The sequence below is a fragment of the Acidovorax sp. CF316 genome (assembly GCF_000276605.1).
Classification (GTDB): domain Bacteria; phylum Pseudomonadota; class Gammaproteobacteria; order Burkholderiales; family Burkholderiaceae_C; genus Acidovorax.
On record NZ_AKJX01000112.1, the window covers coordinates 40,319 to 65,291 of the forward strand.

22 protein-coding genes are annotated in these 24,973 nt (G+C 66.8%); 14 read left to right on the forward strand and 8 right to left on the reverse strand.

Annotated features, from left to right (window positions below):
- Positions 1–61 precede the first annotated feature (61 nt).
- From PMI14_RS34200 to PMI14_RS12495, 4 genes are all read left to right on the forward strand, one after another.
- Entirely contained in the window at positions 62–2,851 is a 2,790-nt protein-coding gene (locus PMI14_RS34200; RefSeq protein ID WP_007854801.1) for a site-specific DNA-methyltransferase, read from the forward strand.
- Complete coding sequence (locus tag PMI14_RS12485) at positions 2,848–4,596, forward strand: DUF262 domain-containing protein (protein ID WP_007854802.1); 1,749 nt, start codon at positions 2,848–2,850, stop codon at positions 4,594–4,596. The genes PMI14_RS34200 and PMI14_RS12485 overlap by 4 nt, the downstream gene beginning before the upstream one ends.
- Positions 4,593–7,748: a BPTD_3080 family restriction endonuclease gene (locus PMI14_RS12490; RefSeq protein WP_007854804.1), complete on the forward strand. Its 3,156-nt coding sequence runs from the start codon at positions 4,593–4,595 to the stop codon at positions 7,746–7,748. The genes PMI14_RS12485 and PMI14_RS12490 overlap by 4 nt, the downstream gene beginning before the upstream one ends.
- 397 nt (positions 7,749–8,145) lie before the next feature.
- Positions 8,146–9,273 (forward strand): suppressor of fused domain protein, encoded by a 1,128-nt coding sequence (locus PMI14_RS12495; protein WP_007854805.1) that lies wholly within the window; start codon positions 8,146–8,148, stop codon positions 9,271–9,273.
- A gap of 185 nt (positions 9,274–9,458) precedes the next feature.
- Here PMI14_RS12495 and PMI14_RS12500 read toward each other — a convergent pair whose 3' ends face one another.
- On the reverse strand, positions 9,459–9,956 hold the full coding sequence (locus tag PMI14_RS12500; RefSeq protein ID WP_007854807.1) for a hypothetical protein: 498 nt from the start codon (positions 9,954–9,956) through the stop codon (positions 9,459–9,461).
- Between the two features lie 103 nt (positions 9,957–10,059).
- On the reverse strand, positions 10,060–10,443 hold the full coding sequence (locus tag PMI14_RS12505; RefSeq protein ID WP_007854808.1) for a cupin domain-containing protein: 384 nt from the start codon (positions 10,441–10,443) through the stop codon (positions 10,060–10,062).
- Positions 10,444–10,536: 93 nt separating this feature from the next.
- Here PMI14_RS12505 and PMI14_RS12510 point away from each other — a divergent pair, with 93 nt between their 5' ends.
- From PMI14_RS12510 to PMI14_RS12520, 3 genes are all read left to right on the forward strand, one after another.
- Entirely contained in the window at positions 10,537–11,436 is a 900-nt protein-coding gene (locus PMI14_RS12510) for an AraC family transcriptional regulator (RefSeq protein ID WP_238541834.1), read from the forward strand.
- Positions 11,437–11,616: 180 nt separating this feature from the next.
- The gene (locus PMI14_RS33530; protein ID WP_007854811.1) at positions 11,617–12,597 is read left to right on the forward strand and encodes a DUF2846 domain-containing protein; all 981 of its coding nucleotides are present in this window, start codon (positions 11,617–11,619) and stop codon (positions 12,595–12,597) included.
- Between the two features lie 174 nt (positions 12,598–12,771).
- Positions 12,772–13,209, forward strand: coding sequence for an OsmC family protein (locus PMI14_RS12520; RefSeq protein WP_007854812.1), 438 nt, complete (start codon positions 12,772–12,774; stop codon positions 13,207–13,209).
- A 31-nt stretch (positions 13,210–13,240) separates the two neighbouring features.
- Here PMI14_RS12520 and PMI14_RS12525 read toward each other — a convergent pair whose 3' ends face one another.
- The 3 genes from PMI14_RS12525 to PMI14_RS12535 form a co-directional block, all read right to left on the reverse strand.
- On the reverse strand, positions 13,241–14,878 hold the full coding sequence (locus PMI14_RS12525) for an AMP-binding protein (protein WP_007854813.1): 1,638 nt from the start codon (positions 14,876–14,878) through the stop codon (positions 13,241–13,243).
- Between the two features lie 79 nt (positions 14,879–14,957).
- Positions 14,958–16,256: a serine hydrolase gene (locus tag PMI14_RS12530; protein WP_007854818.1), complete on the reverse strand. Its 1,299-nt coding sequence runs from the start codon at positions 16,254–16,256 to the stop codon at positions 14,958–14,960.
- Positions 16,257–16,333: 77 nt separating this feature from the next.
- Positions 16,334–16,816 carry a DUF2147 domain-containing protein gene (locus tag PMI14_RS12535; RefSeq protein ID WP_007854819.1) on the reverse strand — a complete coding sequence of 161 codons (483 nt, stop codon included), beginning with the start codon at positions 16,814–16,816 and terminating at the stop codon, positions 16,334–16,336.
- A gap of 168 nt (positions 16,817–16,984) precedes the next feature.
- Here PMI14_RS12535 and PMI14_RS12540 point away from each other — a divergent pair, with 168 nt between their 5' ends.
- From PMI14_RS12540 to PMI14_RS12550, 3 genes are all read left to right on the forward strand, one after another.
- Positions 16,985–17,752: a response regulator gene (locus PMI14_RS12540; RefSeq protein ID WP_007854820.1), complete on the forward strand. Its 768-nt coding sequence runs from the start codon at positions 16,985–16,987 to the stop codon at positions 17,750–17,752.
- Positions 17,749–19,071, forward strand: a complete 1,323-nt coding sequence (locus PMI14_RS12545) for an ATP-binding protein (RefSeq protein ID WP_007854822.1) — start codon at positions 17,749–17,751, stop codon at positions 19,069–19,071. The genes PMI14_RS12540 and PMI14_RS12545 overlap by 4 nt, the downstream gene beginning before the upstream one ends.
- Before the next feature lie 61 nt (positions 19,072–19,132).
- Positions 19,133–19,915 (forward strand): DUF72 domain-containing protein, encoded by a 783-nt coding sequence (locus tag PMI14_RS12550; RefSeq protein WP_007854829.1) that lies wholly within the window; start codon positions 19,133–19,135, stop codon positions 19,913–19,915.
- Between the two features lie 3 nt (positions 19,916–19,918).
- Here PMI14_RS12550 and PMI14_RS12555 read toward each other — a convergent pair whose 3' ends face one another.
- Entirely contained in the window at positions 19,919–20,212 is a 294-nt protein-coding gene (locus tag PMI14_RS12555) for an acylphosphatase (RefSeq protein ID WP_007854834.1), read from the reverse strand.
- 57 nt (positions 20,213–20,269) lie between these two features.
- Here PMI14_RS12555 and PMI14_RS12560 point away from each other — a divergent pair, with 57 nt between their 5' ends.
- The 3 genes from PMI14_RS12560 to PMI14_RS12570 all read left to right on the forward strand — a co-directional run bounded on the left by PMI14_RS12560 (position 20,270) and on the right by PMI14_RS12570 (position 23,509).
- On the forward strand, positions 20,270–20,521 hold the full coding sequence (locus PMI14_RS12560) for an ATP-binding protein (RefSeq protein WP_007854835.1): 252 nt from the start codon (positions 20,270–20,272) through the stop codon (positions 20,519–20,521).
- A gap of 130 nt (positions 20,522–20,651) precedes the next feature.
- On the forward strand, positions 20,652–21,749 hold the full coding sequence (locus tag PMI14_RS12565) for a Fic family protein (protein ID WP_238541835.1): 1,098 nt from the start codon (positions 20,652–20,654) through the stop codon (positions 21,747–21,749).
- 362 nt (positions 21,750–22,111) lie between these two features.
- A complete protein-coding gene (locus PMI14_RS12570; RefSeq protein WP_007854837.1) occupies positions 22,112–23,509 on the forward strand; it encodes a homoserine dehydrogenase in 1,398 nt (465 codons plus the stop codon).
- Positions 23,510–23,513: 4 nt separating this feature from the next.
- On the opposite strand, the gene PMI14_RS12575 is transcribed toward PMI14_RS12570, so the two are convergent.
- The gene (locus PMI14_RS12575; RefSeq protein WP_007854838.1) at positions 23,514–24,152 is read right to left on the reverse strand and encodes an FMN-binding negative transcriptional regulator; all 639 of its coding nucleotides are present in this window, start codon (positions 24,150–24,152) and stop codon (positions 23,514–23,516) included.
- A 3-nt stretch (positions 24,153–24,155) separates the two neighbouring features.
- Positions 24,156–24,638, reverse strand: coding sequence for an OsmC family protein (locus PMI14_RS12580; RefSeq protein WP_007854840.1), 483 nt, complete (start codon positions 24,636–24,638; stop codon positions 24,156–24,158).
- Between the two features lie 80 nt (positions 24,639–24,718).
- On the opposite strand from PMI14_RS12580, the gene PMI14_RS12585 reads away from it, so the two are divergent.
- Positions 24,719–24,973, forward strand: a 255-nt coding sequence (locus tag PMI14_RS12585) for a GntR family transcriptional regulator (RefSeq protein ID WP_007854841.1), incomplete at its 3' end; no start/stop codon positions are given.

Sequence of the window (24,973 nt, forward strand, 5' to 3'; positions counted from 1 at the left end):
TGTAGCCATTCGGCAGTTATGCTCATCAGTTACGCCATCCAACAATGAATGGGAGCACGTCTTGGCCACCAAGAAGATCGCAGCGACATCACAAAGCCAAACTACCGATTACCAGCACACTCAGCAGGCCACTCAACGTCCGGATGTCGGCGTGCAGGATCAGTTCACCACCAGGAAGCCGCCGAAGAAATACCGCTACGACAGCAGCCTAGACCCGGCGCTGAGCTGGGACGAGAATCGGGACCGCGACCGTGCCGAATGGCTGCTGGGCTTGGTGCAACGCTGCGCCACAGAGGGTGAGGTGGCGGTCTTCGCCGGCCCGCAGGTGTGGGCAGGCGGTGGCGTGCAGGTGCAGTCGCTGAAAGCCGCAGCAGACCTGCTGCAGGCGCTAAGTCAGCCGTTCCTGAACTGGACCGGCAAGGCCGAGCGCCACCAGATTTCAGTGCCCACGGTGCCGCTGTTCGTGCACGAGCGGCACTCGACCAAGGCCATCCTGGAGGGCATCAAGCACCGCAAGGCCAAGGGCACCACCTACGACCTGTTCGGCGACGGGGGCGGGCTGGACGTGACTGACAAACTCGATGCCTACGAGCACAAGGGGCCTTGGCAGAATCGCATGATTCTTGGGGACAGTCTGCAGGTGATGAATTCGCTCCTGGAGTTCGAGGGGCTTGGCGGTCAGCTCCAGATGATGTTTATGGATCCGCCGTATGGAGTGAAGTTTGGGTCGAATTTCCAGCCGTTTGTGCGTCGACGAGATGTGAAGCATGGCGTCGATGATGAAATGACGCGAGAGCCGGAAATGGTTAAGGCTTATCGGGACACATGGGAGTTGGGGCTTCACTCATACCTCACCTATTTGCGTGACCGAGCGCTAGTTGCCAGGGAGCTGCTGAACGAAACAGGTAGTTTGTTTGTTCAGATTTCAGAAGAAAATGTCCATCGTGTCCGATTAGTGCTCGATGAAGTATTTGGCGCAGAAAACTTCATAAGTCAGATAACGTTCCGAAAAAAGCTGATGCCCCTGGGCGCGAAGACGCTTGAATCAATGGCGGACTTCTTAGTTTGGTATGCCAAAGATGCCAGCCGCTTGAAGTATCGACAACTGTACCGCGCCACCACACCAGACCCAAAGGGGCGTTGGACCGGTGTGCAGGATGTAAGCGGAAACTTGCGCCGACTTAATTCCGACGAGAGGGCCGACTTTGCAAACATTCCGAATGACTGTCGGATCTTCGGAACTGTATCGCTTTGGGCTCCCTCGTTTTCTTCTTCGAACGTTTTCCCTTTTGATTTTCAGGGGAAAACGTACCTTCCAACCGAGGGGCAATGTTGGGTTACTTCAAAGGAAAAGCTTCAGAAGCTAGCCGACGAAGGGCGGCTTTTTGTGGAGGGCGATTACCCGCGTTACGTTGTCTTCCATGATGACTTTCCTTATGCAAAGGTAACGAATCCATGGGACGATACTGCTCCAGCGCAGAATAAGTCGTATGTCGTTCAGACAAATAGCGATGTTGTCGCGCGTTGTATTTTGATGTCAACCGACCCAGGTGATTTGATCCTTGATCCCACCTGCGGAAGTGGAACCACGGCTGCCGTCGCCGAACTTTGGGGAAGGCGGTGGATAACTTGTGATACGTCCCGGGTGCCCTTGGCCTTGGCCAGGCAGCGCCTGCTGACTGCGACATTTCCTTTCTTTCAGTTGAAGAACCAATCGGTTGGCCCGGTTGGTGGATTTCAATACGCAAGAAGGAAGAATAGACGGGGCGAGGAAGTGGGTGGTTTGGTTCCCCGAATTGCACTTAAATCAATTGCGAACGACGAGCAGCCTCCAACGCTAACGCTTGTCGACCGTCCTGAGGTAATCAGCAAAGTTACCCGTGTCGCTGGTCCGTTCGTTGTTGAGGCAACCATTGCTCCGGCTCAGACGGTCGAGCTGAACGAGCGTCCCTCTAAAGGGCCCGAGCACCAGACCCTTGATGCAGCACCGAGTGACGCCAACGCAGTCAATGGCGGCATGCCCCTCCAGATGGCGGAAGCCGTAAGTCAGTATGCCGACCCTGCCACTCACATCGAGCGCATGACCCTGGTGTTGCGACAGTCCAAAACGTTGCGCCTGCCCGGCAACCGCGAACTGGTACTGGCGGACATCCGCCGCATGACCGACAGTGATGCCATCCACGCCGAGGGCGTGGACGCCGAGGGCAACCGCATCGCCGTAGTCTTCGGCCCGGAGGACGGCGCCATCTCGTCCGACGTGGTGTTCGAGGCGGCCCGCGAGGCCTATTTCCTGAAATTCCCGCACCTGTACTTCTTCGGCTTCGCCATCCAGGCCAAGGCCCGCGAACTGCTGGAAGACCGCGCCAAGCTGCGCGTGCCCTGCACCTACGTCACCGTCACGCCGGACGTGGCCATGAGTGACCTGCTGAAGACCAGCCGCGCGAGCGAAATCTTCTCGGTAACCGGTCTGCCCGATGCCGTGGTGCGCAAGGCCGGCAAGAAAAACGACGACGGCACCGATCTGTACGAGGTCGATCTGCGCGGCCTGGACATCTTCAACCCCGCGACGATGGAGCAGGAAGACATTCCGGCCCAGAACCTGCCGGCGTGGATGCTGGACAGCGACTACGACGGCATGTGCTTCTACGCCACCCAGGTCTTCTTCCCCAAGACCGCCGCGTGGGACAACCTGCAGAAGTCGCTGAAGACGGAGTTTGACCCGTCGGTGTGGGAGCACTTGGCGGGCACTGTTAGCGAGCCCTTCCCGCTGGGGTCGAAGCGCCGTGTGGCGGTGAAGGTCATCGATGAGCGCGGTAACGAACTGATGCGTGTGCTGGAGGTGAAGGCATGAGCTACAAACCCACTTCCCTCTTCAACCTCATTCAAACTATCAACAAGAGCCTATTTCTTCCACACATCCAGCGCCCCTTCGTTTGGGAGGAAGAGCAAATGCTCAAGCTGTTCGACAGCTTGATGCGCAACTACCCTATCCAGACACTGCTGTTCTGGAAGACCAATGACGAAATCAAGGCACGCAAGTTCATGGAGGAGGTCGAGTGGGACCCCGACCTGAGTGACTACTACGAGCCGAATATCAGCAGGGCCGGATGCGAGAAGACGTTCGTTCTTGATGGCCAGCAGCGGCTGCAGACCCTGTATGCCACCTTTGCAGGTGCCATCAAGGGCCCAGACAGCGAGCGCCTGGAGGCCTACTTCGATGCCAGCAGCGGCGCAGCGCTGTCAGACGACGGGCTGCTGTACACGCTGAAGTTTTCGAAGGTTGCGCTGTCACCCCCTTGGTATCGGGTGGCCGACCTGGTTGGCAAGGACGCCCAGCGCGTGGCCGAGGAACTGTCGGAGGGAATGAACGACAGCCTCGATGAGGCCGACGATGCGCTGCCAGCAGAGAAGCAGCCGACGATCCAGGACCAGAAGGCGCGGCAGAAGCGCGTGCGGCGCAACTTCGGCCAGTTGGTATCGCTGCTGCGCGAGGACAAGCACTTCTGGATTCAGGAGCTCGACGGTGTGGCGAATAACTACACCTACGGGACTGTGCTGGACATCTTCGTCCGGGTGAACTCCGGCGGCACCAAGTTGGATGCGTCCGACTTGATGTTCGCCGCCATGAAGGAAGGCTGGGACGAAATTGAGGAGGCCATCGAAGACACTACCGAGCTGCTAAACAGCACCAACATCGGCTTCGACAAGACGTTCCCGCTGAAGTGCCTGCTGGTAGTGCATGGGCGCGGTGCCGAGGCATCGGCCGAGAAGTTCACCGGCGCCGACGGGACGAGACTGCTGGCGGAAATGAAGGCGAACTGGGACAGGGCCGAAGCCGCCTTCCAGGAACTGCGCGACTTCCTCAAGACTGACCTGAAGGTCTACGCCGAGAAGGTAGTCCGCAGCCACAACAGCTTCATCCCGCTGTTCGACTATCTGTACTTCAACCCGAAGCCCACGGAGCGCAGCCGGGCGCTGATGCGCGGCTACTACTACAAAGCCCAGCTCTTTGGTTGGTACTCGCAGGGCACCGACAAGGTCATCAACGGTCTGCATTCGATTGTCGGGCAGCCGGCCCCTGGCGGGTTTCCGATGCAAGCGGTTAAGAATTACTTCATCGGGCGTGGCTACCCGACCGAGTTGCAGAAGGGCCACCTGGAACAGACGCGGTTGCGATTCCTGCTGCTGAACTTGGTGTACGTGGACCAGATGGGGGCATCGCCGTTCGACGTGAAGTACAAGGGCAACGAACCGCACGTCGACCACATCTATCCGCGACATGCTTTGTCTACGAAGCTGGGACTCGGCAGCACCGAGGTGAACACGCTCGGCAACTACCGCTTCGTCGGAGCGACCGACAACATCCGCAAGCGGGCCGAACTGCCCGACAGCTACTTCGGCCGCCTCAAATCCTACGGGTCGCCCATTGAGAAACACCTGCTGCTGGACGAGTTCGCGGCTGACACAAAGAGGCTGCTCTTTGACACTGCAACGTACCGCAGCTTCCGTGACCAGCGCCTTCACCGCATCTGGGAGATTTGCGGCCGCACCGTGAACCCTGAGCTGGCGGCCATCACGGCGGGAGGCGCGCCATGAGCCAAATCAACGCCGTCGAAGCGCCCATCATCAACCTGCCTTACGTGCCGCCGGCATACCACTGGCACATCGAGGAAGGCAAGCACCCTGAGAAGCGGCCAGGGCGTCGCCTAGCCTCGTACTTCTTCCGCGTGCCTGACCGCGCGGCGCGCGGGCGCAAGGCCAAGAGCCAGCAGTCGCTGCTGGACGACGCATCCAAGGGCCAGGAATACCTGCTGGACCTGGCCAACCTCATCCGTCAGCGGCTGCAGGAATGGCGCGAGCGCGACTTTGCGGGCGCCACCAACGTCACGCGGGAACTGCTGGAACTCTGGCGGTCGCCAGACCGTTCGCAACGGCTCTTCTTCGCCCAGCTCGAAGCCGTGGAGACGGTGCTGTTCCTGGTCGAAGGCCCCGATGACCTGAAGCAGGGCGTCTACATCCCCAGCGACGAGCCGGGCGAGGACGCCAAGGCCGAGGGCTACAAGGCCTTCGTGCGCTACGCGCTCAAGATGGCGACCGGCAGCGGCAAGACCACGGTGATGGGCATGCTGTCCGCCTGGTCCATCCTCAACAAGGTGGCCCAGCCGCAGGCCTCGGCCTACTCGGATACGGTACTCATCGTCTGCCCGAACGTCACCATCCGCGACCGGCTGCGCGAGCTCGACCCGAACCTGGACGAGCTGAGCCTGTACCGCACCCGGCAACTGGTGCCGCTGCACCGCATGTCCGACCTGCGCAAGGGCGAGGTTTTCATCACCAACTGGCACAACCTGGAGCGGCGCGAGCTGACCGACGTGAACGGCACGTCGGCCAAGGTGGTAAAGCGGGGCGTGCCGGTGGAGAAGCTGCGCACGGTGAAGGTGGGCGGCAAGGATGCACTGACCGAGGCCGACATCCGGCAGCAGGCGCTGACCGGGGCCTTCGACATCCTGCGCGAGCTGCGGGACAGCAAGGGCCAGCTCACCGGCTTCGAGGTGAAGGAGGTGCGCTACTACGAGAGCGACGCCGCCTTCCTGCGCCGCGTGCTGGGCAACCGCAAGGGGCGCAGCTCGGCCATTCTGGTGATGAACGACGAGGCCCACCACGCCTACCGGCGCGGCAAGCTCGACGCTGAGGACACCTTCGCCATCGACGAGGAGACGGCCGAGGTCGATGCCCGCGAGGCGACGGTGTGGATTGAAGGCCTGGACCGCATCAACAAGGCCCTGGGTGGCCGGACCAATGGCGTGCGGCTTTGCATGGACCTGTCGGCCACGCCGTTCTTCATCCAGGGCAGCGGCAACGAGGTGGGCAAGCCCTTCCCATGGGTGGTGTCCGACTTCAGCCTGCTGGAAGCCATCGAGGCCGGCTTGGTGAAGATTCCGCAGCTCCCCACGCAGGATATCGGCGGTACCGAGACGCCAGCCTACTTCAACGTGTGGCGTTGGGTGCAGGAGATTGCCGAGAAGGAAGGCCACAGCGGCAAGCTGACACCCGACGTGCTGATGCGCTACGCTACGCAGCCCATCGTGCAACTGGCCGACGAGTGGCGCAAGACGGCCGAGCAGTGGTCGGCGCAGTTCAAGGCCGGCCACCGCAAGACCGACGTGCCGCCAGTCTTCATCATCGTGTGCCGCGATACCGCGCTGGCCAAGGAGCTGTACGACTGGCTAGCTAACGGCAACGCCACCTACGGCGCGGCGCCCGAGCATTTCCGCAACGCCCCAGGCCGTGAATGGACCGTGCGGGTGGACAGCAAGGTGGCTGAGGACATCGCCGAGGGCGGCGGCAAGAACGACGAGGCCCGACGCCTGCGCTTCGTGCTGGAGACCATTGGCAAGACCGGATGGCTGGGCAACAAGGTGCCTGAAGAGTACGTGGCCATGGTCGAGAAGCACAACCGCAAGGCGCTGGAGGACGACGACAACGGCTTGGTGACTATCGACGCCAGCGTGCCGCCCGGCCGCGACGTGCGCTGCATCATCAGCGTGGCCATGCTGTCCGAGGGCTGGGACGCCACGACCGTGACGCACGTGGTGGGCCTGCGCCCGTTCGGTTCGCAACTGCTGTGCGAGCAGGTGGTCGGCCGGGCACTGCGGCGCACGTCGTACGCGGTGGAAGAGGCTACCGGCTTCTTCCGCGAGGAGACGGCCAAGGTTTTTGGCGTGCCTTTCGAGCTCATCCCGTTCAAGGTGGAGGGCGGCGCCCAGCAGCCGCCATCACCACCGGCCAACCAGATTTACGCGGTGCCGGCCAAGGCGCAGTACGAGCTGGCCTTCCCGGTGGTGGAGGGCTACACCGACCCCGGCGTGACCCGGCTCACCATGGAATGGCCCAAGGTGCCGACCTTGGAACTGAACCCTATGACGGTGCCGGACGTGACGCTGATGAAGGGATTGACCACGCAAGACGGCGCGCTGGCCGCCTACGGGCCGGGTGCAGCCGACGTGGTGAACTTGGAGCAGTGGCGCGCCAAGGTGCGTGTGCAGCAGGTGGCCTTCACCATGGCCAAAGTTCTGACGCAGCAGTGGCTGGCCGACCGTGGCGATATCATCCCGACGCACCGGCTGTTCCCGCAACTGCTGGGCTACACCACACGGTTCCTGGCCGAGAAGCTGAAGCTGTCGGGCAACCGAGCCGCGCAGGACGTGGCGCTGAACCCGTACTTCCAGCAGGCGGTGGGCATCCTGTTCGACTCGTTGATGCCGGTTGACGAGAGCGGCAAGACGCAAGAGCGGCCCATCATCACGCCGGGGCCGGCGGGCGAGCGCTCGACGCGACACGTCGAGTTCTTCACCGGCCGGCAGCCCTGGCCGGTGCAGAAGTGCCACCTTAACGCCATCGTCGCCGACACGAAGACATGGGAGCAGGCGGCAGCCACGGCTTTGGACGCACATAAGGGCGTGGCCAAGTGGGTCAAGAACGACCATCTGGGCTTCATCGTGCCGTACCGCAAGGACGGCATCCGCCGACGCTACCTGCCCGACTTCATCGTGGACCTGACGACGGGCGAGCGCCTGATGGTCGAGGTGAAGGGCCAGCTAGGCGATGCCGAGGTGAAGGCCCAGGCCGCGCACCGCTGGTGCACCGCCGTCAACAACGACGGGCGCTTCGGTCGGTGGACTTATCACATCATTCGAAAGCCGCCGGACCTGATGAAGTTGCTGGACAAGCTGACCGGCTTCATCTGAGACGCCGTCACGCCATAACGGTGTCGGGTGGCTCTCACTAAGTGACTGTTAGGCATTACTGCGACCCTATAAGCGACCAAGCAGCGATGTCCTCGGCCTCGGTAGGCAATGGCGTCGAGAAGATGCTCGGCAGCCAACAGACCACAGGGACGTGTGCATCACACAGGTTCGCATCTCACCGTATGACTCACTAGATGGGACGCCGCAGACGGTTCTGTAGCACGGCAAGGCGCCCCAACGACGTCAGAAGGTTGAGCGCGGCATGGAAATGACATGCCGCGGCATCGCAAAAGCATGCCGTGGCATTGCCACACACATGGACACGGCAATGCCGCGGCATGCAATCACAATGCGTGTTTCCCGCTCACCCACAATGCGGCCCTGCATTGCCCAAGACATGCCGACGACGACCACAAACACCGACGACGAGATCGACGATGCATCCCCCGGCTGGGACTCCATCTCCGCCCGCCTGGCCCAACTCTACCCCGGCCAGGAGCCCAAGCACTTTGGCACGATCATCAAGTACATGCTGGGCGGGCCGGACCCCCTGGACGGCATCAGCGCGTGGCGGCGCACGGACCCGGTGTCGCACTGGCACTTTGTGACCTATGGGTTCAGCGAGCTGTATGCCAAGGAGTCGGACGACCCCGAGGTGAGCGGCTGTGGCTTTGAGCTGACGTTTCGGCTGGCGATAGCGCCGGGCTCTACCGAAGCCGCCGATGCAGATGCCGAGCCCCCGGTGTGGGCGCTGAACTTTTTGCAGAACCTGGCGCGCTATGTGTTCCAAAGCGGCAATGTGTTTCGCGATGGCGACTGGATGACGGCCAATGGCCCCATTGCGCTGGGGCAGGCCACGCAGATCTGCTCCATGGGCTTTGCGACCGACCCGGAGCTGGCAGAGCCGCTGGCCACGCCCAATGGGTCAGTCGCTTTTTTGCAGGTGGTGGGGCTGACGCTGGACGAAGAGCGCGCGGCCAAGCGGTGGCGCACGCGCAATCTGCTCGATGCGCTGCTGCCGCACATGCCGCTGTGGATCACGGACCTGGGCCGCGCCTCGCTGCTGGCCCACCCGGCGGTCAAGCAGCAGGTGGACGAGGGCTTGCGGCGGGATGGCTCGTCGAGCGGTTTCTTGTTCACCGATGTGCTCGGGCTGCAGCAGAGCAAACGCCTGCTGCGCAAGCCGCTGACGCAGGTGACCCTGGGAGCCCGCCAGGTGGACGAGCTGGTGGCCCTGCTGCCACTGCGCCTGCCCTTTGGCCGCACGCTGCGCGTGGCGGGGCACGAGTGGCAATTGCTGCTGGAGCCTGCAGGTACCGATGGCCAGAACGCGGTGGAATGGCAAAGCGAGGGGGAGGGCGGCGTGGTGCTGCGCCTGACCGACGCCACGGTGCAGCAGTTTGCCCAAACATTGCAGCCGCGCGAGGGCAGTTATGTGCTGCCGCTGCTGCCCGGGGTGGAGTGGCGGGTGGAGAAGACGACCATCAAGGATTCGACGGGCAAGGTCGTCGATGTGATCGGCTGACCAGCCTGCCTTTCAGTCCATAACGCGCTGTGGCCGACGGCTGCGTTGCTGACAGCCAATCGACCCCAGGCGCGGATACCCCAAACGGGTTTGCATTCGACCGTGTGACTAGGCGGGACGCCGCAAACCGTGCCGTGGCACGGCAAGGCGCCCCAAAGACGTCAGACGGTCGAAGGCAACGCCCGTTATTCCTGCTTGGTCTGCTTCCAGATCCGGTCGGCGCGCTCCCACGCGGCCTTGGCTGCGGGCTCGGCGTCCTTCCAGCTCAGGCGGCTGGTCTCGCGGTCCGAGTCCCAGCGCGTCTGCAGATGGCCGCGCGCCTCGTCCCAGTCGCTGCGGCCGTCGATCACGCTCTGGTAGCCGTGGCGGTAGGCGGGCGCATAGTCGTCGTAGGTGTACGCGTCGGAGTAGTACGGCTGGCGGCCATGGGCGTCGCGCCAGTAGGCGTCTTCGGCCGTGGGGTTGACGGCTTCTGCCGCGCCCTTGCCGGCGAGGCCGCCGACGACAGCGCCGACCACGGCACCCACTGCGGTGCCGATGGGGCCGCCCAGCGAGCCAGCAGCCGCGCCGGTGACCGCACCGCCCGCCGCACCGATGCCGGTGCCGACAGGGTGGGCGCCGGGTGCGCCGGTGATAGGGTCGGGGTTGAGGTCGTGGTTGATGGTGGTGTTGTCTCGGGCCATGGTGTGCTCCTTGTCGTGTGGGGGTGGAACTCCATGGTCCATGGGCCTGCGCCGGCGTGGCGTAGGCAAACGGCCCAATGCCGTGCCAGAGGGCAGGGCCTGCCTACAACACCCTGCGCGGCGCAGCCGTCGCCGCATCGCCGCTGTTGGGCGTGCCGGTCGATTCGATCAGTAGGATATGCGCCTCGGCACTGGAGCGCGGGCGGTGCTCCACGCCCTTGGGCACCACGTAGAGCTGGCCGGGATGCAGGGTGACCATGGCGCCGCCGGGCAGGTCTATCTCCACCGTGCCTTGCAGCACGAGAAAGAAGTCGTCGGTGTCGGGGTGGCTGTGCCACTGGTACTCGCCCTCGATCTTGGCGACCATGATGTCGTGGCCGTTGAACTCGGCCACGGTGCGCGGGGCCCAGTGCTCGGTGAACTGGGTGAGCTTGTGGGCCAGGTCGATGGCGGGGACGGCGGTGGGAGTGTGGTTGGTTTCAGGCATGGGGGTGGGCTCTGGTTGCATTACCGCGTGGATGGGCGGGTTGGTGCCTGCAGTGTCGCCACCGGGCGCGGGGCGGTCTTGTACATTTGTTGCATGCATGCCGGGGACCCAAGCTCCTCCTCCTCTTCGTCTCCCCCATCGCCCAGCCAGCGCGACTGGGCCGAGATGCGGCCGCTGGCCTCGGGCGGGGTCACGCTGCTCAACGCGCATTTCACGCAGCACCGGTTCGAGCGGCACAGCCACGAAACGTATTCGATCGGCGTCACGCGCTCGGGCGTGCAGACCTTTGCGTGCCGGGGTGCGCGCCATGCCAGCCTGGCGGGCGATGTGATCCTGTTCAACCCCGATGAGCCGCACGACGGCAGCCGGGGCACGGAGGCGGGGTTTGGCTACTCCATGCTGTATGTGGATGCCGCGCTGGTGCATTCGTGGATGGGCGACCGCGATGCGGCGGGTGGCAACAGCCATCACAGCATGGCCACCCGCTATTTCAAGGCGCCGCTGGTGCACGACCCGCAGGGCGCGCTGCTGCTGCAGCAGGCCGTGGCGGCGGTGGCCGAGCGGCAGGAATCATTGCACGGCGAGGAGCGCACGGCCGCAGCCATCGTGGCGCTGCTGGGCCGGCATGGCGAGCTGCGGCGGCCCTGGGCGGCGGCCGGCCTGGACGCAGGCCGCCAGCGCATGGCCCTGGTGCGCGAGTACCTGGATGCGCACTTTGCCGACGATGTGACGGTGCAGGCCCTGGCCACGCAGGCCGGCCTGTCGCGCGCGCACCTGACGCGCGCCTTCACCGCCACCTATGGCATGGCCCCGCACGCCTACCTGAACATGGTGCGCATTCGCCAGGCCCAGGCCGCCCTGCGGCAGGGCGGCGCGGTGGCCGATGTGGCGGCGGCCTGCGGCTTTGCCGACCAAAGCCACCTGACGCGGCGCTTCAAGGGCCAGGTGGGCATGGCGCCGGGGCGGTGGCTGGCGCAGATGCAGGCGGGGTGACGCGGTTTCGTCAATCGCCAAGAGGTGGGTGTTGCGGCCACCGCACAACCCGTGGGTGGCCGCGTCTAACTTGCTGAGTTGTGCTGTAAGCAGTTGCTACCGGGTGCTAGAGTGCGCGGGCGGGTTCACCCGCCTGCGTGGGGAGCGCAGTACAACCCAACACCGAGTCCAACATCCATCATGCGTTTCCTGACGAGATATTTCCGTGCGCTTGCCTTGTTCATTGCCGCGCTGGCCCTGGTGGGCTGCGCGCAGGTGCCCAGGGCCAGCGTGGACCAAGAGGCCAAAGCCAAGCAGTTTGCACCCCAGGCCGAATCGGCCTCTCTGTACATCTTCCGCGACGAGCTGTTCGGCGGTGCGATCTCCATGCCGGTGAACGTCAACAACCAGAACCTGGGCTACACGGGGCCCAAGAGCTTCTTCTACCTGAACGTGGCACCGGGCCGGTACACCATCGAGTCGATGGCCGAGAACCAGGCCTCCATCAGCATCGACGTGCAGGCGGCCAAGAACTACTTTGTGTGGCAAGAGGTGAAGATGGGCCTGTTCCAGGCGCGCAGCAACCTCACCCAGACGGACGAGGCCAGGGGCCGCCAGGGGGTGCTGGCCTCCAAGATGATTGCGGCGAAGCCAGGCCTGGCCTTCGCACCGGCGGGCGGCGTGGCGACGGCCGTTGTACCAACCCCGACACCGGTGTCGACGCCGGTGCCGGCACTTGCATCCGCCCCGGCACCGGGTACCGCGCCCGCCCCCGGGTCTGCGCCAGCGCCGGCAGGCGCCACGGTGACGATGCCGTTCATGCCCGACTCCAAGCCGGTGGCCCGCACCGCAGCGCCCGCAGCAGCAGCGCAAGGGCCAAGGCCTGCGTCACCCACGGCCACCGCCGCGATGTCGATGCCTTTCGCGTCCGACGCCAGGCCAGTGCGCCGCGTTGCCGAGCCAGCATCAGCCCCCGCCGCGCAAAGCGTGCCCGCCCCCGCCACCGTGGCCGTGGTGAGCCCTGCCCAGCCCGCGCCTGCAGCAACGGCTGTTGCCGCAGTGCCCGCATCTGCCAGCAAGAAGGAATCGCGCCTGCAGTGGCTCAAGCAGATGCGCGATGCCAACCTGATCACCTCGGGTGAGTACGAGACCAAGCGCCAGCAGGTGCTGAGCGCGCCTTGATCGGGCTGGGCAGATCCGCCACCCACATCCTCAAAGGGCCCGCAAGGGCCTTTTCTCATTGCGCGCTGATGAGTACCTGTAGGACATTGCGCACCCGCTTTGCCCGCCGCATCCGACTGGCCGGTCGGCCCGGGCATGGTCCGATAGACCCTTTGCATTTACAGGAGCCAAACCATGTCTGAAAAGAAAGCCAGTGTTCATTGGGAAGGTGCCGGCAAGACCGGCCAGGGCCAGGTGAGCACCGAGACCGGTGCGCTCGACAAGCACCCCTATGGCTTTGGCAGCCGCTTTGGCGATGACCGCAAGGGCACCAACCCCGAGGAGATTGTGGGGGCGGCACATGCCTCGTGCTTCACCATGGCGTTTGCCTTTGCGGCCGAAAAGGCGGGCATCGCTACCGAGGTGATCGACACCACGGCTGCAGTGCGGCTGACCAAGGAGGGCGATGGCTTTGTTATCGACCGCATCGCGCTCACGCTCAAGGCCAAGGCGCCAGGGCTGGACGATGCGGCCTTCCAGAAGCTGGCGGCCGACGCCAAGGCCAACTGCCCGCTGTCGAAGGCGCTGGCCGCGGTGCCGGAGATCACGCTCACGGCCACGCTGGTGCAGTGACCGACCGGCGCGGCGGCCGGGCGCGGCGGCTCTACGCCAGCTCGCGCAGCTCCCGCCGCAAAATCTTGCCCACGCTGGACTTGGGCAGTGCATCGACAAACACGATCTGCCGGGGCACCTTGTAGGGGGTGAGCTCCCGGCGGCAGTGCTCGGCAATGTCCTGGGCGCTCACGCGCACCTCGGCCATGCGCACCACGTACAGGCGCAGGGCTTCGCCGGTCTTGTCGTCGGGCACGCCGATGCAGGCGCATTCGAGCACACCGGGGCAGGCGGTGGCGACGGCCTCGATCTCGTTGGGGAAAACATTGAAGCCTGAGACGAGGACCATGTCCTTCTTGCGGTCCACGATCTTGAGAAAGCCGCGCTCGTCCATTTGCCCCACGTCCCCTGTGCGAAAGTACCCGTCTGCCGTGAAGGCGGCGGCATTGGCCTCGGGCTTTTGCCAGTAGCCGGACATGACCTGCGGGCCCTTCACGCAGACCTCGCCCGCCGCGCCCACGGGCACCGGGTGGTCGTTGTCGTCGCGCAGTTGCACGTCGGTCGACGGCAGGGGCAGGCCGGTGGTGCCGGTGAATGCGCCGACGTAGGCAGGGTTGAAGGTGACGACGGGGCTGGTCTCGCTGAGCCCGTAGCCTTCGCGGATGAACTGGCCCGTGAGGGCCTGCCACCGGGCGGAGACCGAGGCGATGATGGCGGAGCCCCCGCCCCCCGCCAGACGCAGGTTGGAAAAATCGATCTCCTGCGTGCGCGGGTGCGCGGCCAGGCCTGCGTACAGGGTGTTGACGCCCATGAACACGCTGGGGCGCGCGGCCTTCATCACGCCGATCAGGGCGTCGAGGTCGCGCGGGTTGGGCACCAGCCAGTTGTGCGCGCCCACCGAGAAGTAGGTGACCAGGTTCACCATCAGCGCGAAGATGTGGTACAGCGGAATGGCGGTGACGATGGCCTCCTGCCCGGGGCGCAGGGTGTCGGGCATGAAGGCCTTGAACTGCTCCACATTGGCCACCAGGTTGCGGTGCGTGAGCATGGCCCCTTTGGACAGGCCCGTGGTGCCGCCGGTGTACTGCAGAAAGAGCAGGTCGTCTCCCGCCAGCCGCAGTGGCTTGAAGGACAGGCCCGCGCCCTGTGCCAGGGCCTTGGCCAGCGCCGTGGTGGGCAGCGCCAGGCCAGCATCCACGGGCGGGCCGGGCAGCGCTGCCGGGCCCCCATCGCCAGGCTCCACGGTGATGACTCTGTGCAGGTCCACCCGGCCCTGGATGGCCGCCAGCGTGGCGGTGGCGCCGGCATAGATGACGAGGATCCTGGCGCCGGCATCGTGCAGCTGGTGCTCCAGCTCGCGCGGGGTGTACAGGGGGTTCACGTTGACCTGCACCCCCCCGGCCCGGGCAATGCCCAGCAGCACGATGGGGAAGGCCAGGAGGTTGGGGCACATCACGGCGATGCGGTCACCCTTGCGCACCTGCAGCACGTTCTGCAGGTAGGCCGCGAACGCGCGGGAGAGGTGGTCCACGTCGGCATAGGTCAGCGTCTGCCCCAGGCAGGTGAATGCCGGATGGTGGGCGTAGCGCTGCATGGCCACGTCGAGCAGGTGCACGATGGAGCGCTGCGCGTCGGCGTCGATGTGGGCGGGGATGGTGCCGTAGCTGGCCAGCCAGGGTTGGGGGTGCATGGGTGAAGGTCTCCTTGTGCGGTGTCTTCTTGTGGACAAGCGCAGCCCCGGCCCTGCGGGGCTGCGCAGGGGTCAGCGCTCAGCGCAGCGCACCGGCCAGTGCGGCGAAGGCCAGGCGGTCGTAGTTGTGGGTGAAGGCGGTGTTGGGGATGGGGTGCGACGAGAGCTTGACCACCACCAGCTGTGCGGCCGGGTTGATGTGGATGTGCTGGCCCATCAGGCCCTTGGCCTCGTAGCTCCCGTCCACGTCGTGCGGCAGCCACCAGTGGTTGTGGTACGAGTAACCGTTGCGCATGGTCTGGCCGGAGGCCATGAACTTTTCGGGGTCGGCGCCCTTGCGCAGCTCGGCCACGGTGGCGGGGGAGACCACCTGCTTGTGGTTGTAGTAGCCGTTCTGGCGCAGCATTTCGCCCAGGCGGCCCAGGTCGCGCAGCGTGGCGTTGATGCCCACGCTGGTGGACTGCGCCCCCGTGGGGTCGGCCCACACGTAGCCGTCCTGCTCGGCACCCAGCGGGGCCCAGATGCGTTCGGACAGCAGGGTGGAAAAGCTCTTGCCGGTCACGCGCTGCAGGATCCAGCCGATGACCTCGGTGTCCACCGACTTGTAATAAAAGCCCTTGCCGTGCTCGCCTTCCTTCTGCACCGTGGGCAGGTAGTCGAGCATGGCCTTGGCACCGGGATAGTTGGCGGGCGCGGGCACCAGGCCGGCGGCGATGAGGTACTGGAAGATGCCCGATTGGGGGTTGGCAAAGTCCTCGGCGTAGTTCACGCCGGTGGTCATGTCCAGCGTCTGCTGCACGGTGGCGTCGGCCCAGGCGCTGCCCGCCAGCTCGGGCAGGTAGCGGGTGACGGGGGCGGCGGGGTCGATCAGGCCCTCGCGGATCAGCTCGGTGGCCAGCAGGCCGGTGAGCGACTTGCTCATGGACCACAGCACATGCGGCACGTGCGCCTGGTTGCCGACGTAGTGGCGTTCGTACACCACGCGGCCCTGGTGCATGACCAGCAGGCCGTCGGTGTAGGTGGCCTTCTGCCACTCGGCCAGCGTGGTGCGGGCGCCCTTGTCGTCGAGGAAGGCCAGGCCGTCGAGCTCGCGCGGCGCAGCCTGCAGTTCGCTCGCGGGGCCCGGGCCGCGCGCAATGTTGGCGGTGGGCCCAAGCTCGCGCAGGTGGTGCAGGGCCCAGCGGGCGTTGGGGTACTTGAGGATGGTGCCCAGCCGCACCTGCTTGTCGGGCGCGGGCGGAAAGCCCTGCATGAGCTTGAGCGCCACGGGGTCGGTGGCGTCGGGCGGCGGCAATGCAGGCTGCGCATGGCTGGCGTGGGCCAGGGCGAGAAGGGCCGTGGCGACGGCAAGCGACAGGGCGCGGCGGGGAAGGGGCATGGTGAAGTTCTCCTGGAAATAAGGGGAAGGGACAGGGGGGATGGGAGGATGGAAAAAAGGCGCAGCTCAGCCAGTGCTCATGGCGGGGCCCCTGCGGCAGCGGGCGCGGGCCGGCGCCACACCTGGGTCTTGCCGAACAGCGCGATGCCCACGTAGGCGTGCACCCGCAGCTGGTCGGGCCCGGCGGGGGTGAGGGTGGCGCTGTAGGTCTTGGCGTTCTCGCGGTTGTAGATTTCGCCCTGGTGTTCGTTGGCGCCGCTTTCCTTGAAGCCCGAGAGGATGGTCATGCCCAGCGCGGGGCGCTTGTCGGCGAACTCGCCGGCCTGGCCGGGGCCTGCCATGGAGCGGTTGGCCATGACCCGCACGACCTTGCCGAACAGGGTGGGGCTGCCGGCGTTGCAGGGGGCGATCTCCACTTCGAGGTTGCCGCTTTCGGTGACCCAGCGGCCCAGCGGGGCCCGGGGTTCGGCGCCGGCCTGCTGGGCGCTGGCGGGCAGCGCGGCAAACAGCAGGGCAAGCGCGGCCAGCAGGGGGCGGGCGGTGGCAGACTGCGGTGTCATGGAAGGCGTCCTCGTGAAGTTCAGGAAGACTGCATTGGAGCCAGCGCAGGTATCGGGCATTTGTTCTGCGGGGGCCTTTTGGTGTGCAGGCATGTCGGTACCGCACGCAGACAAGTTGGGATACAAACCCCCTGCGGATGCCCCCGCATTGCCCGGAGAATCGGCCCCATGCAGCAACAGCACCAGCAGCCTGAAGACCATGTACTGATCGTCGACGACGACGCCGGCATCCGCGAGCTGGCGGCCCAGTACCTGCGCAAGCAGGGCCTGCAGGTGAGCGTGGCGGCCGACGGGCGGCAGATGCGCGCGGTGCTGGCGGGCACGCGCATCGACCTCTTGGTGCTGGACCTGATGCTGCCCGGCACCGACGGCATCACCCTGTGCCGCGAGCTGCGTGGCCCGGGGGCGCCGGTGCTGCCCATCATCATGCTCACGGCGCGCAGCGACGAGGCCGACCGCATCCTGGGCCTGGAGCTGGGCGCCGACGACTACGTGACCAAGCCCTTTGCCGCACGCGAGCTGCTGGCGCGCATCCACGCGGTGCTGCGGCGCACGCGCATGCTGCCGCCCAACCTGGCGGCGGCCGAGCCGGTGCGCGAACTCGCCTTTGGCGACTGGCGCCTGGACACCACGGCGCGCCACCTGCTCGATGCGAGCGGCGCGGTGGTGGCGCTGTCGGGGGCCGAGTACCGGCTGCTGCGCGTGCTGCTGGACCACCCGCAGCGCGTGCTCACGCGCGACCAGCTGCTACAGCTGACGCAGGGGCGCGATGCCGAGGTGTTCGACCGCTCCATCGACCTGCTGGTGAGCCGCGTGCGCCAGCGCCTGGGCGACGGGGTGCGTGGCTCGCGCTACATCAAGACGGTGCGCAACGAGGGCTATGTGTTCTGCGCCGCGGTGCAGGCCGTACAGACGAACGCAGGGCCTGGGGCATGACGCGCTGGTGGCCGGGCTCGCTGTTCGGGCGCATCCTGCTGGTGCTGGCCCTGGGCCTGGCGCTGGCGCATGCGCTGACCTTCATGCTGGCGGTGACCGAGCGCAGCATGAGCATGCGCAGCGCCATGGTGGGCTACCTGGCGAGTGACGTGGCCAGCTCGGTGGCGGTGCTGGAGCGCCTGCCCGCCGATGAGCGCCCGCAATGGCTGACGCGCCTGGCGCGGCGCAACTACCGCTTCGTGCTGGCCGAGCCGCTGCCGGTGCCCGCCAGCCCATCGGCCCTGGCGGTGATGGTGTCGGGCGCCGTGGCCGCCGCGCTGCCGCCCGGGCGCACGGTGCAGGTGGTGGACCCCGGCGTGCCGGGCACCGAGCTGCGGCTGCAGCTGCGCCTGGCCGACGGCACGCCGCTGGCGGTGGACATGGACGAGCCGCGGCTGCAGGTGTCGCCCTGGGTGCTGGCGGCCCTGGCGCTGCAGCTGGTGGTGCTGGTGGGCCTGTGCGCCTGGGCCGTGCGCGCGGCCACGCGCCCGCTGAACACCCTGGCCGACGCCGCCGACGCGCTGGGCCCCGCGCAGCCGGCCAACCCCATGGCCGAGGACGGCCCGCGCGAGGTGGTGCGCGCCGCCGCGGCCTTCAACCGCATGCAGCAGCGCATACAGGCGCACCTGCAGGAGCGCATGCAGATCCTGGCGGCGGTGTCGCACGACCTGCAGACCCCCATCACGCGCCTGCGGCTGCGCGCCGACCTGCTCGACGACGCGCCCCTGCGCGAGCGGCTGCACGCCGACCTGGCGGAGATGCAGTCGCTGGTGGAGGAGGGCATTGCCTACGCGCGCTCCCCCCAGGCCGTGCGCGAGCCGCTGCAGCGCGTGGACCTGCGCGCGCTGGTGGAGAGCCTGGCCATGGACTATGCCGACGCGGGCATGCCGGTGCGCGTGCTGCACGCAGCCGATGGCATCTGCGACACACGCCCGCAGGCGCTGCGCCGGCTGCTGTGCAACCTGGTGGACAACGCGCTCAAGTTCGCGGGCAGCGCCGAGCTGGCCGTGGAGGCGGGTGACAAGGGCGCACAGGGCGTGGAGGGCGCATGGCGCGTGCGCGTGCTGGACCGCGGCCCGGGCATACCCCAGGCCGACCTGGCCGCCGTGCTGCAGCCCTATGTGCGCCTGGAGGACTCGCGCAACCGCGGCACGGGCGGCACGGGCCTGGGCCTGGCCATTGCGAACGAGCTGGCGCAGGCGCTGGGCGGGCGCCTGGTGCTGGCGCCGCGCGAGGGTGGCAGCGAGGGGCTGGAAGCGCGGGTGGAGCTGCCGCGGTAGCGCTGGGGGACAGCGCTGGTACAGTGCCCTTTCCGTGGATTGACTCGTGACAGGGAACGCCATGACAGACAGCAGCAACAGCAAGCAGCAGCAGCACATCCGCATCGGCATCGGCGGCTGGACCTTCGAGCCCTGGCGCGACAACTTCTACCCGGCCGGCCTGTCGCACGCCAAGGAGCTGCACTACGCCAGCCGCCAGCTCACGGCCATCGAGGTCAACGGCACCTACTACAGCACCTTCAAGCCGCCGACCTTTGCCAAGTGGCATGGCGACACGCCCGATGGCTTCATGTTCTCGCTCAAGGCCAACCGCTTTGCGACCAACCGGCGCGTGCTGGCCGATGCGGGCGATTCGATCAGCCGCTTTGTCGACAGCGGCATCTCCGAGCTCAAGGACAAGCTCGGCCCCATCGTCTGGCAGTTCATGCCCACCAAGCAGTTCGAGCCGGGGGATTTCGAGGCCTTTCTCGCCCTGCTGCCCAAAGCGGTGGACGGGCGCGCGCTGCGCCATGTGCTGGACGTGCGGCATGAGAGCTTTGCCACGCCGGTCTTCATCGAGCTGGCGCGCCGCTATGGCTGCGTGCCGGTGCACACCGATTCCGAGAAATTCCCGGCCATCGCCGATGCACAGGCCGACTTCGCCTACCTGCGGCTGATGCGCAGCCAGGCCGATGTACCCACGGGCTACACGCCCGAGGCGATTGCGCAGTGGGCCCAGGGCGTGCGCAGCTGGACCGGCGGCGAGCGCCCGCGCGATGTGTTCGTGTACTTCATCAATGGCGCGAAGGAGCGGGCACCAGCCGGGGCGATGGAGCTACTCAAGCAGCTCGGCCTGCGCGCCTGAAACCTATACCGTCTCGCGCTGCGTGAAGCCCTGCGGCGCTTCGCCGCCATCGGGCACATTGCCCACCACCACGCGGTCCACCCGCGCCTGCGCGGGCCCCTGCTGCGCCCAATCGACGAGGGCCTGCACCGCCTGAGGGCTGCCCCAGGCGCAGGCCTCCACCCGGCCGCCGCTGCGGTTGCGCACCCAGCCCTGCACGCCCAGGCGCTCGGCGGCCTGGACCATGGACCAGCGGTAGCCCACGCCCTGCACATGGCCGGTGATCAACAGGTGGCGGGTGATGGTTTCTTCATTCATGGGGGCACTGTACCGCGTGGCTTGTGGGTCCGGTGTTCCGGGCGCACACTGCCCCGCATGACTGCACGCAAGGCCCTGCCCGCCATCGACACCGACCGCTGCACCGGCTGCGGCTGGTGCATAGGCGTGTGCCCACCGCATGTGCTGTCGCTGCAGGTGCAGGGGCCACAGCCCTGGGGGCCCAAGCGCTCCACGCTGCACGACGAGGCGGGCTGCACGGGCTGCGCGCTGTGTGCGGTGCGCTGCCCGTTCGATGCGATACGCATGGTGCGCGCCGACCCTGGACCACTACCACAATCGGCGCAGTGAACTGCGAAAAAAATACCGCGCCGAGATGCGCAAAATGGGTCGCATTTCCTGAAGAAAGCCTTTTCAAGTCATAGACTTGGCGATGCTTTTTAAGTCGCAATATTTTTCGCAGTACACCCACCCTTCACAGATGCAGCCACTGCTGCCAGCAACGCGCCGATTGGGCCCCTTGCTGGAGCAGGCGCATGGCCTGGTCCGCAGGGCCGACCGGCTGTCGGGCCTGTGCCAGCCCGGGGCCCTGGGCGGGCTGCGCGGATTGCTGCGGGCGATGAATGCGTTCTACGCCCAAAAGTTCGAGGGTCTGAAAATGCAGCCGCTGGAGATCGAGCAGGCCCTGCGCGGCGAGCGGGCCGCCGATCCCGAAAAGGCCGGGCGCCAGCGGATGGCGCTGGCGCACATGGCCACCGAGGCCCAGCTGGAAATGCGGTGGCCCGCGTGGAATGCCAAAACGGTGTGGTCGCCCCAAATGGTGTGCGACATCCACCAGGATGTGTATGCGCGCCTGCCCGAGGCGGACCGGGCCTTGAAAGGGGGCGCCACATTGCGGCCCGGCACGCTGCAATCCGGGCCCGCAAAAGTACGAGCGTTGCTGGAGCAGTGGGGAAATGTCTACGGCAGCGTTCGCCAGGTCGACATGCAGGTGCTGGCAATGGCCGCATCGCACCAGCGCCTGGTATGCATGCAGCCGTTCCGCGAGGGCAGTGGCCGCGTGGCCGGGCTGCACACCCATCTGGTGCTGGGGCACCTGGGCCTGACCAATGGCCTGTGGTCGCCGCTGCGCGGCTTCGCGCGCAGCCAGGATGCCTACCGCGCCCACCTGGCTGCGGCCACCGATCCCCGGGGCCTGGAGGCGTGGATCGGCTATGTGCTGGCCCAGTGCGGGGAGCAGGTGCAGTTGATGACCGGCCTGCTCGCACCGCAGGACATGCAGGACCGCATCGCGGCCTGCCTGGGCTTCGAGGAGCATGTGGTCAAGCAAGGGGTACGCACCGAGTCCTTGCGCGCATTGCACTACCTGTTCGTGACGCAGGGGGCCCTGGAGCGCCGGGACTTCAAGGCGATGCTGGGGCTGGGCGACCGCATGGCCACCACGCAGATCAGCGCATTGCTGCAGCGCGGCCTGCTGGAGACCGACTCGCCGCACGGCAAGCTGCGTTTTGGCGTGCCGCAGCACGCACTGCGCTTCTACTTCCCGAAGCTGTGGCCCGAGGCGGAACGCGAGGCGTAGCCGCATTGCGCAGCGCCTGCGCCATACCGCCCCTTGACGCCCCCCAGGCCCAATCCGCTACACTGGCAGCCATGTCGTACACCTCCATCCCCACCGCACGTGCTGCCGCTGCCCCCATGGGCGTTTGCATGATGCTGCCTGCGTTCACGCGGGCGATGGGTGCACGAATGATTACCACCATTACCCCCGCGGCCACCTGAGCACGCGCAGGTGGCCGTTTCGGCAGCCACCTGGTGATCGCTCTCTCCCTCCTCCCCGGAATGAACGAATGAAACCCAGCTCTGGCAGCTGGGTTTTTGTTTTGTTTGTTCGTTTGTTTTTTGGCTGCCCGGCAGCCAGCAACCCGGAGAAGGAAGCTCTTTATGTACCGCGATCCCGTCCAGTCCCTTCAGCCTGCACAGCACAACAGCATTGCCACGACCATGGCCATGCCTGCTGCCACCCGCCCCCTGCGCGTGGGCATGATCGGCATTGGCACCGTGGGCGCGGGCACCTTCCGCGTGCTGGCGCGCAACCAGGCCACCATTGCCGGGCGCGCGGGGCGCGGCATCGAGGTGGTGGTGGTGGCCGCGCGCAACCTGGCGCGCGCGGCCGGCGTGGTGGGCACCGGCGTGGCGCTGACCAACGACCCGATGCAGGTCGCCACCCACCCCGAGGTGGACGTGGTGGTGGAGGCCGCGGGCGGCACCGGCCCGGCGCGCGAATGGCTGCTGGCGGCCATGGCGGCCGGCAAGCATGTGGTGACGGCCAACAAGGCGCTGCTGGCGGTGCATGGCAACGAGCTCTTCGCCGCGGCGCGCCAGCACGGCGTGGCGCTGGCCTACGAGGGCGCGGTGGCCGTGAGCATCCCCATCATCAAGGCGCTGCGCGAGGGCCTCACGGCCAACCGCATCGAGTGGGTGGCGGGCATCATCAACGGCACCACCAATTTCATCCTGAGCAAGATGCGCGACGAGGGCCTGGGCTTTGCCGAGGCCCTGGCGCAGGCGCAGGCCCTGGGCTATGCCGAGGCCGACCCGGCCTTCGACATCGAGGGCGTGGACGCCGCGCACAAGATCACGCTGCTGGCGGCCAATGCCTTCGGCATGCCGGTGCGCTTTGCCGACGCGCAGGTCGAAGGCATCACCGCACTGCAGGGGCTGGACGTGGCCTGCGCCGAGCAACTGGGCTACCGCATCAAGCTGCTGGGCGTGGCGCGAAAACGCCCGGATGGCGTGGAACTGCGCGTGCAGCCCGCATTGGTGCCGGCCACGCACCTGCTGGCGCATGTCAACGGCTCGATGAACGGCATCCTGGTCAAGGGCGATGCGGCCGGGGTGACCATGTACTACGGCGCGGGCGCCGGCTCGGAGCAGACGGCCTCGGCCGTGATCGCCGACCTGGTGGACGTGGCGCGGCTCGACGGCACGAACGCGGCCCAGCGCGTACCGCACCTGGGCTTTCACGCCCATGCGGTGGACGAACACCTGGCCGTGCTGCCGCGCGCCGCCGTGCACACGCGCCACTACCTGCGCGTGCCCGTGCATGCGCCGCAGGACATCGAGGCCGTGGGCGCCTGGCTGGCCGCCCAGCAGGTGCCGATGGCGCAGCTGGCGCTGGCGGCCGACAAGGCCCTGCCGCCCGGCAGCGGTGCCCAGGTGCTGGTGCTGACCGATGCGGTCGCCCAGGCCACGGTGGACCTGGCCGTGCATGCGCTCGCGTCGCACCGGGCCGTGGCCGGGCCGGTGGCCTCGCTGCGCGTGGAAATGCTGGAGGCGTAAGTCCTTAGGCGGGGGAACCCTGCCGCACCAGCGCGGCCATCTCCAGCGCGGCGGGCGTGCCCTCGGCCGTGAGGCCGGCGACCACGCCGGCGCGGTCGGTGTCGGTGCGGTTCTGGCTGACCTTCCACACGCCCTCCCAGCGTTCCACCGCAAGCTCGATGCCGACGATGGCGCGCATCATCTGCTCGATGTAGGCGGGCGGGGCGTCGTCCAGGCGCCAGGGCTCGGCGCGGTGCGCTTCGTGCGCCTCGCTCAGCGTGTGCAATATGGCGCGCAGCGTGGCCGGGTCGTCCTTCAGGGCGGTGAGCTGGCCATGGGCATGCACCGTGGCGTAGTTCCAGGTCGGCACCTGCTTGCCGTCGATGGCCTTGGAGGGGTACCAGGTGGGCGAGATGTAGGCCTGCGGCCCGTGGAAGATGGCCACGGCCGTCTGCGGCAGCAGCGGCCACACGCCGTTGGCGCGCGCCACGTGGCCCACCAGCGTGCCGTGCTCGCCGCGCGTGGGGTCCAGGTACAGCGGCACATGGTTGGCGTGCAGGGCGCCTTCGTGCGTGATGACCAGCGTGGCCAGGGGCTGGGCCCGCACCAGGCCTTGCAGCACGGCGGCATCGGCCACGCGGAACTGGCGGTTGGCATTGGCCATGGCTCAGCCCCCTTCGCTCAGTTGCAGCACGGGCGCACAGTCGATCTGCGTCTTGACCGAGTTGGCCAAAAAGCACGATGCATGGGCCTTGTGGTGCAGGTCATCGAGCTGTTCGGCACTGGGCGCATGCGCAGGGTCGAAGCGCGTGACCGGCTTGAGCTGCACATGGGTCACGACGAGCTGGCCCGCTTCGTTCCTGGCCATGGTGCCCACGGCGGCATCGCTGTAGCTGTCCAGGCGAAAGCCCGCGCGGCTCGCGAAATCCATGAACCACAGCATGTGGCAGCTGGAGAGCGCGGCAATGTAGGCCTCCTCGGGGTCGACCGCGGCCGCGTCGGAGTAGGGCAGGGGCACGACATGAGGCGAAGACGATGCGGCCACGCTGGCACCGCCGTCGAACTGCCAGGTGTGGGCGCGGTGGTAGCGCTTGTCGAGGAAATCGTCGCTGCCGCGTTGCCAGGTGATGGTGGCGAAATGCTCTGCCATGGTGGGGTGCTTTCTCGGGGGTGTTGCCTACAATGGTTCCTCAGTTTAGGCGGTAGCTACCGTGCAGAAGGGGCCAATTCGTGCCAAGCGCCAGAGCCAATTCCACCGCAGCCAGCACCCTGCGCCAGCAGGTCTATGAGCGCCTGCGCGGTGCCATCGAGCAGGGCAGCCTGCGCGCGGGCACGCGGCTGCCGCCCTCGCGCGAGCATGCCGCGGCGCTGGGCGTGTCGCGCAACACGGTGCTGTGGGCCGTGCAGCGCCTGCAGGCCGAAGGCTATGTGGAGGCGCGCGTGGGCGACGGCACCTATGTCTCGCAGGCGGCCGCCGGCGCTGCC

What these genes read in the sequence shown, in the direction of transcription:
- PMI14_RS12485 (WP_007854802.1), top strand. Translation starts at nt 2,848, where the DNA reads ATGAGCTACAAACCCACTTCCCTCTTCAACCTCATTCAAACTATCAAC.
- PMI14_RS12490 (WP_007854804.1), top strand. Translation starts at nt 4,593, where the DNA reads ATGAGCCAAATCAACGCCGTCGAAGCGCCCATCATCAACCTGCCTTAC.
- PMI14_RS12495 (WP_007854805.1), top strand. Translation starts at nt 8,146, where the DNA reads ATGCCGACGACGACCACAAACACCGACGACGAGATCGACGATGCATCC.
- PMI14_RS12500 (WP_007854807.1), bottom strand. Translation starts at nt 9,956, where the DNA reads ATGGCCCGAGACAACACCACCATCAACCACGACCTCAACCCCGACCCT.
- PMI14_RS12505 (WP_007854808.1), bottom strand. Translation starts at nt 10,443, where the DNA reads ATGCCTGAAACCAACCACACTCCCACCGCCGTCCCCGCCATCGACCTG.
- PMI14_RS12510 (WP_238541834.1), top strand. Translation starts at nt 10,537, where the DNA reads ATGCATGCCGGGGACCCAAGCTCCTCCTCCTCTTCGTCTCCCCCATCG.
- PMI14_RS33530 (WP_007854811.1), top strand. Translation starts at nt 11,617, where the DNA reads ATGCGTTTCCTGACGAGATATTTCCGTGCGCTTGCCTTGTTCATTGCC.
- PMI14_RS12520 (WP_007854812.1), top strand. Translation starts at nt 12,772, where the DNA reads ATGTCTGAAAAGAAAGCCAGTGTTCATTGGGAAGGTGCCGGCAAGACC.
- PMI14_RS12525 (WP_007854813.1), bottom strand. Translation starts at nt 14,878, where the DNA reads ATGCACCCCCAACCCTGGCTGGCCAGCTACGGCACCATCCCCGCCCAC.
- PMI14_RS12530 (WP_007854818.1), bottom strand. Translation starts at nt 16,256, where the DNA reads ATGCCCCTTCCCCGCCGCGCCCTGTCGCTTGCCGTCGCCACGGCCCTT.
- PMI14_RS12535 (WP_007854819.1), bottom strand. Translation starts at nt 16,816, where the DNA reads ATGACACCGCAGTCTGCCACCGCCCGCCCCCTGCTGGCCGCGCTTGCC.
- PMI14_RS12540 (WP_007854820.1), top strand. Translation starts at nt 16,985, where the DNA reads ATGCAGCAACAGCACCAGCAGCCTGAAGACCATGTACTGATCGTCGAC.
- PMI14_RS12545 (WP_007854822.1), top strand. Translation starts at nt 17,749, where the DNA reads ATGACGCGCTGGTGGCCGGGCTCGCTGTTCGGGCGCATCCTGCTGGTG.
- PMI14_RS12550 (WP_007854829.1), top strand. Translation starts at nt 19,133, where the DNA reads ATGACAGACAGCAGCAACAGCAAGCAGCAGCAGCACATCCGCATCGGC.
- PMI14_RS12555 (WP_007854834.1), bottom strand. Translation starts at nt 20,212, where the DNA reads ATGAATGAAGAAACCATCACCCGCCACCTGTTGATCACCGGCCATGTG.
- PMI14_RS12560 (WP_007854835.1), top strand. Translation starts at nt 20,270, where the DNA reads ATGACTGCACGCAAGGCCCTGCCCGCCATCGACACCGACCGCTGCACC.
- PMI14_RS12565 (WP_238541835.1), top strand. Translation starts at nt 20,652, where the DNA reads ATGCAGCCACTGCTGCCAGCAACGCGCCGATTGGGCCCCTTGCTGGAG.
- PMI14_RS12570 (WP_007854837.1), top strand. Translation starts at nt 22,112, where the DNA reads ATGTACCGCGATCCCGTCCAGTCCCTTCAGCCTGCACAGCACAACAGC.
- PMI14_RS12575 (WP_007854838.1), bottom strand. Translation starts at nt 24,152, where the DNA reads ATGGCCAATGCCAACCGCCAGTTCCGCGTGGCCGATGCCGCCGTGCTG.
- PMI14_RS12580 (WP_007854840.1), bottom strand. Translation starts at nt 24,638, where the DNA reads ATGGCAGAGCATTTCGCCACCATCACCTGGCAACGCGGCAGCGACGAT.